We start from the raw sequence: 13096 nt of genomic DNA on the forward strand, positions 1-13096 counted from the left end.
GCTACAACACCTGGTATTCCAATTGGTTCTATGCAACTTTTAGGAGAAAAGAGGACTGATACGTCTAGTAAGGCTTAACTTAGAGACCGTTTTAGTTCTCCTCTTTCTCTTATTTAATATATAAATTCAAAGTAAAGGAGACCGTTGGTTGCAAGTTTGAAAGAATATGAGATATATATTACTAGCCATTTTATTTGTTTTCACGAATTGTAATTCTAACGAAAAGACCGAAATCCCCGTTAGAGATTGTGACAATTCAATGTTTGGGCTTATGATTGAAAAGTATGCTAACTCAAATGAAGCTATTGAAAAAGAAATATATGCAACTTTTAATAAATTTAATCTTCAAAATGTAAAAGTCGCTGAGCGTTATGATAGTCTAACGATTGAATATAAAAAATATCTAAATAGTGTTTTTATGAAAATATTCGAGCGTTCAACATCAGATTCAAAAATGGATTATAGTGGTGATTTAGGCAACCCATCTATTATTAACGAATTATTTTATGAAAATAAAGCCATAAATTCATTTGGGAATGAATACCTGAGAAAGCAAGAAGAATATAGAATAGAAGTAACTAAACTCATAAAAAATCGATATTTATTTCAAAGAGTGAATGAATCATTGCGCACAGATAGTCCTAGAGATAGATATGGAAATGAAATAAAATATCTAGATTATTTTTTTAAAGACATGCCTCCAATAGCTGTCATGTTGCATATACAATACACCCAAAATATTATAATTCAATTTGAAAACGATTATTTTAAGAATTTGGTTATTGAAAAATAAAACCAGCAACCAACATTGGCTATCCCCAAGCGTCGTATTTTGGAAAAAAGAAAAAGCGTAACTTTAATCGAACAAAAAAACTAAACGGAATGGTTCTCGCCGGCGGCCCAGACGCTAGCTGATTCGCACGCAACTTGAAAGCTGCTTCCCGCTTTTGCTCCGCAAAACGGTGCTTGCAGAATCAGCCGCCCAAACGCCGCCAGAGGGATAGCCGGGGCCGTTGTAGCACATTAAAGAAAAACTTGAACGAATTAATAAACATCATCAACGAAATCACCAAATATGGACTAAATCCGAATTTGGAAATCAACGATAAAGAGAAAGATTTAGAAAAATATCTTGTCGAACTATACGCCAAATATTTCCAAATAAAATATGTTTTTGACGAGAAAGATTATGCGGATTATAAGTTTGACGGACAAAATCAAATAAGGGAAAATGTTACTTCAAATTTTCCATCTTTTGGACTTTATCACAACCTATCTGAACTGAATAAAATTGAAAAAGAAGCGGAATTGGTTGTTGGAGATGCTTTAGACGACCTGACTGACATCATTCTTGACCTACTCGAAATAAAATGGCGAGCGGAAACAAATAGTGAAAGCGATGCGTGGTGGTATTTTGAATTGATTTTCTATTCACACACTCAACAGCATTTGATTGATTTACTGAATTTTATGAAACATAAAAATGGGTAAAAAAATCTTCACATTAAAAAATGTCGCTATCGGAATTGGACTAATAATGCTTGATTTGGCTGTTTATATCGTTTTAGGCTTATTGTTAATGGACTATGATGATTTTTATGACAAAAGCAAAGGAGAATATTGGAGTTTAGAAAGTATGACAGCTTCTCAAAAAGCAACTTACATCGGATTGAATATTTGGCATATTCTAAATATTATAATTATCGGATATCTGATTTATAGAATAATAAAAATCGTTAGAAATAACGTGCTACAACAACGTGTATAGCTCATTGCTGTTCAGTTGCTTAAATCGAAGTTAAGGCATATTTGGAAAGTCGCCAAATTTTTAAATTTGACGATTTTCAAGAAAAAAGATAAATAGTAAAATTTAAAAATTTGGCTTGTGGCTCAACCGAAAAATAATCGCTAATTTGGACGCAACGAGCCATACACAAGACCGTTGGAGCACATTCAGCTAAAGCTGACTTTTGTTGCTACGTGCCACAGAACTCCCACCCCAAAAGAAATGTACTCCAACGACCCGCTAAACCAAATTACAGCCCTTAGCTGCCCATCGAGGGAAAACCAAGCGCAAGGCTAATAAAACAAACCTTGCGGTGCGCCAACAGTGGCTAAATGTAATTTGATCCCGTAATTTTTACTCCCAATACCGCCAAATCGTCAAGTAACGGACAGTCCATGTCCTACTTGGCAAACAATGCCACAAGATCCATAGGACGAAACCTTCTTGTGGCATTGTTGAACGATTTCGCTATATTTCCTTAAAAATCCCGGAACTACGTTTAGCGGGTCGTTGGCGGTTTAAGGACGTAAGTCCTTCAATTTTTTAGTGAAGAATAATTGAAAATTTTGATTGTTCTCGTTTAATTTGAGACTGACTGATAATAGGTTTACGTTTTGGTACTTTAAATAATTTTCTAAAAAAGCTCAATATCAATATACTCTTTTAAAAGATTTTCCAATTGGTAGTCAATTTGGTATTCTGTTAACCTTTTCCCTGTCATAGAGTTAATCCAGTCCATTTCCTTTGCATTATATTTCCAGTTTTCAAATTCTTGTACCTCCATAATGGTAGGTACAACCCCGCTGGCTTCATCCAAATTGAACCCAAAGCTTACAAATAATTTACGCTTATCAAATGCTTTATAAATATTATGGAGGGCATTCGCATAAATCTTAAGTCCTTTCAAATCTCCTTTCTTTCTTTTCCTTTTATTGTTTGGGTCTGGATCAGTAAGGATTTTGGCACCGTACTTAATAACCTCAATTAAGTCTTTTTCAGTTTTTCCAACAGGGCGTATATCCTGACCTTTTTCACCAACCATAAACTCATTCTTATTCCATTCCTTTTTCCATTCTTGTTTAATATATAATGCCATTGGTCTACTCGGTACTATTAGATGGTAGTGTGGGTTGTACCAACCTTTGGTAGCATTATAATTACATTCCAAAGATTTTATCCCAATCAGCTTCATACCACTATCCCTTTGGTGGCGTTTATTGCACCTGTCTTTGATTCTTGAGAAATTTTTAATCATCAGGCTGATTCTAGACCTTAACTCTTTAGCTTTAACCGTTTTAGTGGTAAGTGTTAACAAATGTGGTTCTGGCCAATCATTAATCGTAGAAAAGTATCTATTGATAAAATCAGCTTTTCTGATTCCACAACAAGTAGTACACCATCTGTTTTTACAATAGTTGCCGTAAGCCTTTCCATCATGGCTGGTCAATTCATTTTGACAATGGTACGTGTTCCAATACCTTTGAATCCAACCGAAATCCCCATTAGCTGTTGCCACATCGATAAGAGCTAATACGAGTGCATTCGTGACAACTTTCTTATTTGCCCTTTTTAGTAAGGCTGGATTATCAACCATTGCAGTTCCAACTCCCGTAATTGTTGTGTTGTACAAACTATGCAGGAAATCTTGTGTCCCACTTTGTGCTAATGTATTAAAAAGCTTGTTTTGTATTTTTTCTTCATCTAACTTTTCAATGGTATTATTGATAATGGTCAAATTTTTAAGAACTTCAGAGTTGGAAAAAATCTGAGAAATTGAGAGAAATCCTTTGCTAAGAAAAAATCTGCAAAAAGAATCCAAATCGAAAGCCAAAACACCACCCCCCTCTTTGTAGCAAAAACTGGAAAAGAACTTCTTGGCTAGTTCAAATTGAGTTTTTTTATCCCTATGCACAAACTTATTATTTAGCATTATTCGTACAAATTCTACACTAGCAATTTGAAATGTTAACCCCATCTGAGTTCTATATCTATCGCATACACCTACAATTTTATAACCTAAGGCTTCTTCATCAATTTTTTCAGCATTAGGGCCACACTTTGGACAGTTCTTCTCCAATCCTCTAGGCATGGCCTTTTCTATCGCCTCATTAATTACTTCCTTTGCTTTTTTCAAATTTTCTTCAGAGCCTAAAAATTCCGCAAGGAAATCATCCTCGGTCTTTTTCGGTTTAAGCGAGTTTAAATATTCAATGGTTTCCATTGGCAAAGGAATTGCAATATCCTGTTGACCCTTTTTAAGTGGCTCGAATTGTACTCCTATAAATCGTTTAGACATTTTCAACAGTTTTTGCAAGAGGGACACTTTTTAATTTCCAAACAGTTTTCATAAACCTTTCTTTTTCTTTTATACTAGGCTTATAGTATTTATTAAAAACCTCCAAACTTCTATGACCTGTATAACTCATAATTACCTTATCTGGAATTTTATTATTCTTCATTATGGTGATAAAACTACGTCTGGCAGTATGTGACGAAACCCTATTATAGAATGGACTAAAAGTTTCCACTATTTCTCGTCCAATCTTCATGGTCTTTTTTACCGTCCAATTATACTCCATCAATTCAAATAGTTCCTTCAAATAATCGTTGAATTTTTGATTTGAAATTTTGGGTAATCGATAATCGTATTTTTTTAGAATATAATTAGATAGGTCATTCAAGGGTATTTCCAATGTTTTCTCTTTGTTTTTATCATCTACCACTCGAATCAATTCATTTTGAACATCTACTTTTCGCACTTTGGAATAGTTGCTATACCTCATTCCTGTAGCGCAACCAAAAACAAATAAGTCCCTCACCTTCTCCAGTCTCTTGTTTTTGCTCAAATCAAAATCAAATATTTGATATATCTGTTCTTGGGTTAAAGCAACCTCATCAGTGTCCTGCGCCTTTGGAAGTTTGAATTTCTGAAAATCAACCTTATAAGTATGATTGTTCTCAAATGCCCAATACATATAGGTTTTGAAAAGCCCGACATTTCTTCTTAGGGTATTGGCCGAATGTTCTTTTACTTTAATGCAAAACTCAATGAATGAGTTATAGAAGGTTTGGTTGATTTGATTGAAATGAATTTTCTTTTTTCGGTGATCCTCAAATTCTTTAAGTAACTTCTTGTTGTACTTATATCGATTAATTGTAGTTACTGAATTAGCTGTTTCAGTGAAATCAGTTTCCTTGGATAATATAAAAAGGTCATAAACTTCAAAGAATTTGCTAGAGATAGCTTTTGTGCGCTTAAATTCTTTATCAAAGTCCTCTTTGATAGATGAGGTGGTAATCTCTCTGTTTGCAAGCTTATATTCCCTAATTATATCAGAAAAGAAGTTTGAATATCTGTCTAATTGTCTTTGAATTGCCCGATGTCGATTTGCTTCTTCCGTCCTCCCTGTTAGGTTTTTAGGTTGCCTAAGTTTGTAATTCCACTCCTCAGGTGACAGAAACTCACCAGTGGAGTATACAAACTTCTTTCCTTCGCTTTTAAAATATGCGGAGAAAAGAATGAGGGATTCCCCATTTTTATTGGGTTTCTTTAAATTGAATGTAAACTTCATACCTAAACCTATTGGTTGACAATCTGGTTGACAGTAAAGTTAGGTTTAAGTAGTATTTTAACATATAATAGTTTTAAAGACTTATTAACAAGTAGCTGATTATTAGACTATTTATAAAATATAATTAAAGTAAATATAGAAGGTTCAAATACCTCTTCCTCCGCTTAATGACGTGAAAAGCCCCTTAGATAGGGGCTTTTTATATTATACACAACTTAGAGAGTTTGTTTTGTCTTATTAAATGTGTATCACCGTTTCAAAAAAAAGATTCCTGAAAACAGTCTGTTCTGAATTGTGCCAATCCATTGATTGTCCAAATAATTTGAATCCTCATTTGATGGTTCTTCCTGTTCGGGTATTTTAAGCTTTCTATATTCCATGAGTACTTTTTTACATCGGGTGCAAGTTGATTATCATTAAATACTTTCAAAAAATGTCATGATGATTTCAGGCAGGTTCACATCTCGATTAAGGTTTCCCAAATAGTGGGGCCAATCCTTAAAATCTGGATTAGCAAAATGATGTCCACCATTCATAATTTCCAAAGTGGATATTTTTATGCTTGATCCAAATGACGAATAAGTCCTTTGTACAGCCCTCGAGTTATCCCTTGGATAGGTGTCTTCATAATCTAATTTTGATTCCAGTTTTGATTCTCCAGGCAATAGGCTTAGCCAATAATCACGCGTTGCCTCCAAGGACATTACACATCCCCGGGTTTGCCCATCACCAGACCAAACTTCTCCTCCCCCATAAGGGTTTATAGGGTCTGTAGTCCCATTTATCAACAGCATGGAAACTGCTTTATGGCTACTTGTACAGTCATCATTATCCGAAACGGGAAGGTTGGCACCAACTACTGCAAAACCCTTAAATTCACTGGAGGCCACCTTGGCCAATTTAAAACACATGTGCCCCCCATTTGAATAGCCTACGGCGTAAACATCCAAGTCATCAAAGTCGAATTTACGCTTCAACCTTTTCTTTATATCCAAAAGAAACGTCACGTCGTTACTATTTTCCAATTTTGCTGGATAGGTCGCCTTTGCCCTGCAATCGTTCCAATTTCCTTTATGCCCTTCTGGATAGACTATAATGGTGTTACTGTCCTGTAGGGCCAATGTATTGAATTGCCCACCTACCACTTCTTCCATAAAATCCATGCTCATACCAGAACCATGAAGTACAAATACGATTTTTGCCTTGCCACTATTTTCCTTGGGCTTCGTGTATTTAAAGAATCGAACCTTATCATCGACTTTCAACGAATCCACATACGACATTTGTGCATTCATCATAATAGGCATTGCAATAGCGAAAAGCCATAAAACGGCGTTGGATGTATAATTCTTCATCATTTTAAGATTAATGGGTTTTAAGTTGCGTAGAGCTCCTTTTAACCCTACGCAACTTTTTTGATTTTAATGTAGTATTTGGGTAAAACCGTATAGACAATCAAACCCAACTGTGTTTTCAGAAAATGCAGACATATCCAATGTGGCATTTAGGGTTGATCCTCCTGCAAAACCGGAATAGATACCTGTACCCGACACCACATTATCTGTTGTGTTTTCTTTCTTGATGAAGGCGTTCATATTAGCCGGTGGAGCCGGTATCATATCAATAAGGTTATGTAGCACCAAGGTGCTGTTTTGGGGGTCTTCAAACAAGAACACCGTATAATTTTCACCAAACATGCTGCCATCTTCAAAAGTTTCCGCACCTACGTTGATATCTATCACCGTGCCCATACTCTCCCCTGTTGCGGGATTGTACATGGTCATTTCAAAAGCATTTCCAGCGACGGACAAGTCGGTTCCCGGTAACTTGAAGTTTTCAACCATTTTACCTGTTACCGTTCCCTTTGCATTTATACTGAACATTGGGGTTGTTGTGGGGTCTTCATTGATGATACCCCCTTCATAATCATCATCGCTACAGGATAGCAATGCCATAAGACTAAAGGTTAGCGCTATGAGTTTAAAAATCACTTTTTTCATTTTGTACAGAAATAATAATTGTTCATGATGTCGTGTTCGTAATTTTCTACGGTAATGGTACCAAAACCTGCTTCCGCAAGCATTTCTTTAGCCTTTTCCACTCCCCAAACTGTTCCCAGGCCCATTCCGCCCTGTGCAAGCGAAACGGACATGCAATGCAATGTTGAGGCGGTATAAAGAAATGGCGCCAATGGATGTTCTTCGTTATTCTCCAAATTGGAGGAAGCATTGATGTCCATCATAAGGTATTGACCTACGTCTTTTTTCAACAAAGCATTTATTTTGGAAAGGACCTTGTCCGGGAATGCCAGGTCATGGATAACATCAAAAGTTGTGATCAAGTCAAATTGCCTGTCAAAATGATAATCCAGCACATCGGCCTCAAAAAAATCAACATTTTTAAGTTCAGCTATCCTTGCCATGTTTTTGGCACTCTGTATAGGCTCTGGACAAATATCTATACCCACAAATTGACTGTTGGGAAAAGTTTTGGCCATTTCCATGAGTATTTTCCCATCACCACACCCAACATCCAGTACATCAATCCCTTTGGAAAGGAGCTGCAACAAATCTGGTTTGTGTTTTAGGATATTGTCAATAAGGTTATTTCCCACATTGGCATTGCTGATTTCCCCCATAACCTGATAGAATCTACCATACTCTGAGTAGGGTACTCCTCCCCCATTTTCAAAACAGTTCACTATTTTGTCCTCAACACCAGACCAAACGGGCAAGATAGAGGCAATGGCTGCCATGTTTTTTTCATTTGATTTACGCGTGAGGAAAAAGGCATTTTCGGCAGGTAATAGATAGGTCTTGTCCTTTGCATTATACTCAACTACCTTTCCACAAACCAAAGCTCCCAACCACTCCCTAACATACCGTTCGTTCAGCCCGGCCGATGTGGCTATTTCCGAAGAGGTGGACGGTTCCAAGGTATCCATTACGTCAAACAACCGGGTTCGGTGCCCAATAGAAATCATTGTCCCCAGCGCAGCGTTGTTTATAACGGACATCATTTGCCCTGCAAAGGCTTCCATTTTGTTCGCATCACTAGGGATTCGGGGCAAACAAGAATTACACATAATTTTATTGTTTTAAGATTATTATGTGCAAACTTATGGGGGTTGCTTTGGCGGGAATGTTCAAATAAGTCCAAAGAATTGGCAAATTGGACCAAATCTATGAATTCATGGAAGCGCGATATTTTGTTGGCGTAACATCTTGCTGTTTTTTAAATGTTTTAATAAAGTGTGAAGCGCTTTCAAAACCACATCTAAAAGCCACTTCATTGATGTTCAAGTGAGAGTTCCCCAACAACTTTCTGGCCAATTGCAGCTTTCTATTGAGCAACCATTTTCCTGGTGCGGTTTTATACACTCTTACAAACTCCCTTTTAAAGGATGAAAGACTCATATTGCATAACTCTGCATACCCCGGAAGTTTTAGGGTGCTGGCATAATTCTCCTCCATAATTTGCCGTATCCCCACACGGTCGTCCCCTACCAATTGCAATAGGTATGATGATAGTTCGCCGTATTTGGGCTGGGTAAATAGATTTAATAACAGCTCATCAAACTTTACTTCCAAAAGTTCCTTGTTCACAACCTCCATATTGGCAAAATAGTTGAGAATGGTAAAAAAGAACACTTCCAGATTGGAATCTTGTTCCAGGGCAATTAAGTTTTCTTGGGTGCCGTATGCCAGATCTGCTCCATGGTCCATAACCTTCAAATAATCAAATTTGGACAAGAAATGGCCAATATAACTCTCTGGCAAAAAAAGCATCAGGGCACAATATTGCTCCTCAAAAAAGCTTTCACCAGTATACGCTCCTTTTTTCATAAAAAATACAGTGCCTTTGGCCACCGCAAGGTCTTGCCCCTTGGAACTGTATATTTTCTTACCGGATGTACAAAATACCAAACACCCCACTTCCGTCCAGAATTTGAACGTCCGGTCTTCCAAAAAACACTTGTATTCCACACAAAGTAAATCGCGGATAATCACTTTCTTGTAGATATCCAGTACTTTTAAAGTTTGATAAAAATTGATCATCTGTATTGACTTAAGTAATGATTATGATGATACAGACCAATTGTCTCGTCAACCTTTCAATTGTTTATGGTGCCGGTCAAATTCTCTCTGCCCTTCCGAGGTCAGGTAAGGATAAATGGCTTCCAATAACAGGCTACTATATTCCCGTATTGTCTTCTTGGCAACGCCTTTGGGGTGGAGTACTTGTGCAGACGACATCCAAAAATCGCCCAAAATTTGATAGCGTTTCCCAAGATTCCTGAACTGGTTGGGATACTGCTCCTCTTTCATTAAGCCTTTTTGAACAAAAGCGTCGAACAATTCGGTAATCTGCTCTTCCCTTAGCTTGGCCATACTCCGAAAGTGATATCTTATGGTCTTGTGTTCTTGCATCACCTCGGTAAAATTCAACAGTATGAATCGATAATTATAAAAATTGGTGGTTACCACTTCTGAAACATCAAACAGCAATTGTAAGCTGGCCTCCTTATTCTGATTGCCCAACATTACTTGATCGATGTCGTAAACCAATCTTCTATACAATTCGCCGATAATATCCTCTCTTTTTTTAAAGTGATAGTTTAGATTGCCTTGGCTAATACCCAAATCTTTTGCTATTGTTCGTAAGGTCACACTAGATGTTCCATACCTATTGAACAGTCGTAAAGCACTTTTTAATATGTTCTCTTTGGTATCTCCCACAGGGCAAACATACAAAATTTTAGTAAACTTGACCTATTTTAGTATATTTGACCTAATAATGAAAACCCCTTCACTTGGCCTAAACATTCATCCTTTTGAAGTTGGGAACGCCTTCTGGTGTTAAGTCACGATTACACGTTGAATTAGTAAGGTCCGTTGCAAATTGACCTTGTGTAAAAGACTTATGTGTTTTATAAAATTTCAAAAAGTTCATCAAGCGGTTTTCGCACTTTTTTTCTAAACTGGGTATGGTCTTCTTTGGAACGATAGCCTACCGGAACAATAACACTTGCATTTAATCCCTGTTCGTCCAACCCCAGTATTTTATTGTATTTTTCCACCTCGTAGCCTTCCATGGGACAAGCATCAATCCGCAACTCGGCACAGGCCATCAAGAGGGTGGACATGGCCAAATAAGTTTGTTTTTCTGACCAAGACATCCAAGTAGTTTCATCCATTTCAATCAAACTACGCTTGATCAGGTTTCCATATCCTTCCAATTTATCCATGGGAGTTGCCTGTATTTGGGAAATGGATTGGATGTAGGCATCCACATCTTCTTCCTTTCGTTCCGTATAGTTACAGAACACAAAAAGATGGGAAGCATCTGTAATCTGGTCTTGGTTCCATGAAGCTATTTTCAACTCCTCCTTGAGTTTCTGGTTTGAAATCACCAATACTTTATACAACTGAAGTCCATAGGATGAGACCGATAATTGTATCGCCTCTTTCAGTTTATGCATGTCCTCTTCAGTCACTTTTCGGGTAGAATCGAATGTTTTGGTGGCATAACGCCACTTTAAATGCTCCAATAATTCCATCTATCTTTTCTCAATTACGATAGAAAATATTCCATATCGATATTTATGTACAAAAATAACCCATTGTATAAAACTGCGCTCAATACACCTTTCAACGTTAACTACTCCAAACTTTTACGACCTAGCCTATAGTAATTTAAATCAACACCATCATGAATCGAAAATCTATTATCAACCTAGCGCTAAGAATCATAGCAGCAGCAATTTTATTACAAACCCTATTTTTTAAGTTTACCGCAGCACCGGAATCGGTATACATTTTTGAAACATTGGGATTGGAGCCAGTTGGACGTATAGGCATCGGTGTATTGGAATTGGTAACAGCCATTCTATTGCTTGTCCCAAGAACCACCGGGTTGGGTGCTCTATTGGGGATGGGAATCCTAGGTGGAGCCATTTTATCCCATCTTACCCAACTTGGCATTGTGGTTCAAAACGATGGAGGTACTCTTTTTATATTGGCAGCGATCACTTTTGTTATCTGTAGTGTGTTGGCTTGGCAACATCGATTTCAAATCCCTGTATTGAAAACCTTGTTGAAAAAATGATAATACAGCGTTAAACCCAGCAACCGCTTTGGTGTATTGCAAACAGGGGTTGTACCTTGCGCAAAAAAGCACCTTTTCATGGATATTGATTCAAACCGGAATCTTAGCTGGGACGATTTTAAAAAAGTACAGATGGCCGTAGGGACCATTATTTCTGCTGAGGTTTTCAAAGAAGTTAGAAATCCCGCCTATAAAATGATCATCGATTTTGGCGAATTGGGAAAACGAAAGACTTCTGCACAAATTACCAAACTGTACAAACCTGAAGAACTTATTGGAAAACAAGTGGTGGCTGTGGTCAACTTTCCTCCAAAACAGATAGCAACCATGATGAGCGAATGTTTGGTGATGGGTGGTCTTGGAGAGGACAAGGAAGTCATCTTGATACAACCCGAACGAAAGGTAAAAAACGGTACGCGGATTGGTTAAAGCTACGTATCTTGTAGCTATATGCCCAGATACCTCCTTATTTACCCTATTCGTTTTTCCCTTTTGGGGATTTTTCTTTGTTGTCTTCTTTTTAATGTCTGGCATGGGCATTCACAGCAAGATTCCACTCGGATTGTCACTTATACCGATAAAATCATTTTAAAAGCCAACATAGATACCCGCGCCGATGCACTACTATACAGAAACCAAGATGAGGGTGAAAGATTGGAACTCACACCCAACAGTAGGTATCGGCTCTTCCTGTCTTTGGACTATGAATTTATAGGGGTAAGTGTGGGTCTGGTCCCAAAATTTTTGGGAGCCAACTCCGATGAGAATCTTAAGGGCAAATCATCATTTACAGATTATCAGTTTCGCTTTTTCCTGGGAAAATGGGTACAAGGACTCTCTTATAGTAAAACAAAGGGATATTATGTAAGAAATACAGCCGACTTTGCCCCAAACTGGACTGAAGGAACCGATCCATATGTACAATTCAACAATCTTACCAATTCCCATTATGGTATGTCAACTTCGTATGTTCTCAATCCGAACTTTTCATATCGGAACATCATCTACCAGAATGAGTGGCAAAAAGTGAGTAGCGGCAGTCTTATTCCAACCTTATATTATGACTACAATATTTTTTCTTTTGATGAACTGGGTATCAGTAGCAAGGAAAAGTTTTTTAATCTAAGACTTTCTCCAAGATATTTCTATACCCATGTATTCCATGAGAATTGGTTTGTTTCCGGTAACCTGTCCCCTTCCTTGGGAGTTCGCTTCTCCAAAGAGGAAACCATGGAATCTGAAGCTATAGAAATTGAGCACAGTACCTACTTTACACGCTCCTTTTCAACCGGATTGAATCTAGGTTACAGTTCAGAGAAGATTATTTTTGGTCTAAATCTTACCTTCAGCTCCGATTGGTATAATGAAGACAGCAACAGCAGTGTGGAAACTGACCAACTTTATGGAGTACTGTATTTTGGTTACCGTTTTCAGCCTCCAAAGTTTATAGAAAATACATTTAAACCCTTTTCAGGGAATTAAATGGATAAGCCGGGTAAACTGACCCACCTTCGCCGGATAAAACTGACCATAGCAAACGAACTGCCCAGATTTGATCTATCCTTGGGTTAAACTTAGTTTTTATTTTTTAATTTTCTTCTCATCGATTCTCCTTTTATATCTATTCTGT

The 13096-nt window shown here is 37.4% G+C and carries 15 protein-coding genes; 6 read left to right on the forward strand and 9 right to left on the reverse strand.

The genetic code is table 11. The features are described 5' to 3' along the window. Positions 1-271: 271 nt before the first annotated feature. The 3 genes from EZV76_RS16515 to EZV76_RS16525 all read left to right on the forward strand — a co-directional run bounded on the left by EZV76_RS16515 (position 272) and on the right by EZV76_RS16525 (position 1768). Positions 272-793 carry a hypothetical protein gene (locus tag EZV76_RS16515; RefSeq protein WP_161594438.1) on the forward strand — a complete coding sequence of 174 codons (522 nt, stop codon included), beginning with the start codon at positions 272-274 and terminating at the stop codon, positions 791-793. A gap of 134 nt (positions 794-927) precedes the next feature. Then, complete coding sequence (locus EZV76_RS16520; protein ID WP_136567640.1) at positions 928-1491, forward strand: DUF5063 domain-containing protein; 564 nt, start codon at positions 928-930, stop codon at positions 1489-1491. After that, entirely contained in the window at positions 1484-1768 is a 285-nt protein-coding gene (locus EZV76_RS16525) for a hypothetical protein (RefSeq protein WP_136567641.1), read from the forward strand. Before EZV76_RS16520 ends, EZV76_RS16525 begins: the two co-directional genes overlap by 8 nt. Before the next feature lie 652 nt (positions 1769-2420). Here EZV76_RS16525 and EZV76_RS16530 read toward each other — a convergent pair. The 9 genes from EZV76_RS16530 to EZV76_RS16565 all read right to left on the reverse strand — a co-directional run bounded on the left by EZV76_RS16530 (position 2421) and on the right by EZV76_RS16565 (position 10918). Next, positions 2421-4082 carry a protein rep gene (locus EZV76_RS16530; RefSeq protein ID WP_136567642.1) on the reverse strand — a complete coding sequence of 554 codons (1662 nt, stop codon included), beginning with the start codon at positions 4080-4082 and terminating at the stop codon, positions 2421-2423. Next, a complete protein-coding gene (locus EZV76_RS16535; protein WP_136567643.1) occupies positions 4075-5358 on the reverse strand; it encodes a tyrosine-type recombinase/integrase in 1284 nt (427 codons plus the stop codon). Before EZV76_RS16535 ends, EZV76_RS16530 begins: the two co-directional genes overlap by 8 nt. Before the next feature lie 248 nt (positions 5359-5606). Further along, positions 5607-5738 (reverse strand): hypothetical protein, encoded by a 132-nt coding sequence (locus EZV76_RS17415; RefSeq protein ID WP_262709773.1) that lies wholly within the window; start codon positions 5736-5738, stop codon positions 5607-5609. A gap of 36 nt (positions 5739-5774) precedes the next feature. Beyond that, positions 5775-6716 carry a CE1 family esterase gene (locus EZV76_RS16540; protein WP_136567644.1) on the reverse strand — a complete coding sequence of 314 codons (942 nt, stop codon included), beginning with the start codon at positions 6714-6716 and terminating at the stop codon, positions 5775-5777. A gap of 63 nt (positions 6717-6779) precedes the next feature. Then, positions 6780-7358 (reverse strand): hypothetical protein, encoded by a 579-nt coding sequence (locus EZV76_RS16545; protein ID WP_136567645.1) that lies wholly within the window; start codon positions 7356-7358, stop codon positions 6780-6782. Then, entirely contained in the window at positions 7355-8443 is a 1089-nt protein-coding gene (locus EZV76_RS16550; protein WP_136567646.1) for a class I SAM-dependent methyltransferase, read from the reverse strand. Before EZV76_RS16550 ends, EZV76_RS16545 begins: the two co-directional genes overlap by 4 nt. Before the next feature lie 97 nt (positions 8444-8540). Next, the gene (locus EZV76_RS16555; RefSeq protein WP_136567647.1) at positions 8541-9416 is read right to left on the reverse strand and encodes a helix-turn-helix domain-containing protein; all 876 of its coding nucleotides are present in this window, start codon (positions 9414-9416) and stop codon (positions 8541-8543) included. A 48-nt stretch (positions 9417-9464) separates the two neighbouring features. Further along, on the reverse strand, positions 9465-10097 hold the full coding sequence (locus EZV76_RS16560) for a TetR/AcrR family transcriptional regulator (RefSeq protein WP_136567648.1): 633 nt from the start codon (positions 10095-10097) through the stop codon (positions 9465-9467). Positions 10098-10288: 191 nt separating this feature from the next. Then, a complete protein-coding gene (locus EZV76_RS16565; RefSeq protein WP_136567649.1) occupies positions 10289-10918 on the reverse strand; it encodes an NAD(P)H-dependent oxidoreductase in 630 nt (209 codons plus the stop codon). Positions 10919-11070: 152 nt separating this feature from the next. On the opposite strand from EZV76_RS16565, the gene EZV76_RS16570 reads away from it, so the two are divergent. From EZV76_RS16570 to EZV76_RS16580, 3 genes are all read left to right on the forward strand, one after another. Then, complete coding sequence (locus EZV76_RS16570; protein ID WP_136567650.1) at positions 11071-11466, forward strand: DoxX family protein; 396 nt, start codon at positions 11071-11073, stop codon at positions 11464-11466. A gap of 78 nt (positions 11467-11544) precedes the next feature. Next, the gene (locus EZV76_RS16575; RefSeq protein ID WP_201741882.1) at positions 11545-11895 is read left to right on the forward strand and encodes a tRNA-binding protein; all 351 of its coding nucleotides are present in this window, start codon (positions 11545-11547) and stop codon (positions 11893-11895) included. Positions 11896-11916: 21 nt separating this feature from the next. Next, positions 11917-12948 carry a DUF4421 family protein gene (locus EZV76_RS16580; RefSeq protein WP_136567651.1) on the forward strand — a complete coding sequence of 344 codons (1032 nt, stop codon included), beginning with the start codon at positions 11917-11919 and terminating at the stop codon, positions 12946-12948. The last annotated feature ends 148 nt before the right edge of the window (positions 12949-13096 follow it).

The sequence above is a fragment of the Flagellimonas alvinocaridis genome, from assembly GCF_004916895.1.
In the GTDB taxonomy this organism is placed as follows: domain Bacteria; phylum Bacteroidota; class Bacteroidia; order Flavobacteriales; family Flavobacteriaceae; genus Flagellimonas; species Flagellimonas alvinocaridis.

Excerpts from the sequence above, each read along its gene's own strand:
- EZV76_RS16540 (WP_136567644.1), bottom strand. The coding sequence starts at position 6,716 with ATGATGAAGAATTATACATCCAACGCCGTTTTATGGCTTTTCGCTATT.
- EZV76_RS16515 (WP_161594438.1), top strand. The coding sequence starts at position 272 with ATGATTGAAAAGTATGCTAACTCAAATGAAGCTATTGAAAAAGAAATA.
- EZV76_RS16575 (WP_201741882.1), top strand. The coding sequence starts at position 11,545 with ATGGATATTGATTCAAACCGGAATCTTAGCTGGGACGATTTTAAAAAA.
- EZV76_RS16550 (WP_136567646.1), bottom strand. The coding sequence starts at position 8,443 with ATGTGTAATTCTTGTTTGCCCCGAATCCCTAGTGATGCGAACAAAATG.
- EZV76_RS16570 (WP_136567650.1), top strand. The coding sequence starts at position 11,071 with ATGAATCGAAAATCTATTATCAACCTAGCGCTAAGAATCATAGCAGCA.
- EZV76_RS16580 (WP_136567651.1), top strand. The coding sequence starts at position 11,917 with ATGCCCAGATACCTCCTTATTTACCCTATTCGTTTTTCCCTTTTGGGG.
- EZV76_RS17415 (WP_262709773.1), bottom strand. The coding sequence starts at position 5,738 with ATGGAATATAGAAAGCTTAAAATACCCGAACAGGAAGAACCATCAAAT.
- EZV76_RS16535 (WP_136567643.1), bottom strand. The coding sequence starts at position 5,358 with ATGAAGTTTACATTCAATTTAAAGAAACCCAATAAAAATGGGGAATCC.
- EZV76_RS16555 (WP_136567647.1), bottom strand. The coding sequence starts at position 9,416 with ATGATCAATTTTTATCAAACTTTAAAAGTACTGGATATCTACAAGAAA.
- EZV76_RS16525 (WP_136567641.1), top strand. The coding sequence starts at position 1,484 with ATGGGTAAAAAAATCTTCACATTAAAAAATGTCGCTATCGGAATTGGA.
- EZV76_RS16565 (WP_136567649.1), bottom strand. The coding sequence starts at position 10,918 with ATGGAATTATTGGAGCATTTAAAGTGGCGTTATGCCACCAAAACATTC.
- EZV76_RS16530 (WP_136567642.1), bottom strand. The coding sequence starts at position 4,082 with ATGTCTAAACGATTTATAGGAGTACAATTCGAGCCACTTAAAAAGGGT.
- EZV76_RS16545 (WP_136567645.1), bottom strand. The coding sequence starts at position 7,358 with ATGAAAAAAGTGATTTTTAAACTCATAGCGCTAACCTTTAGTCTTATG.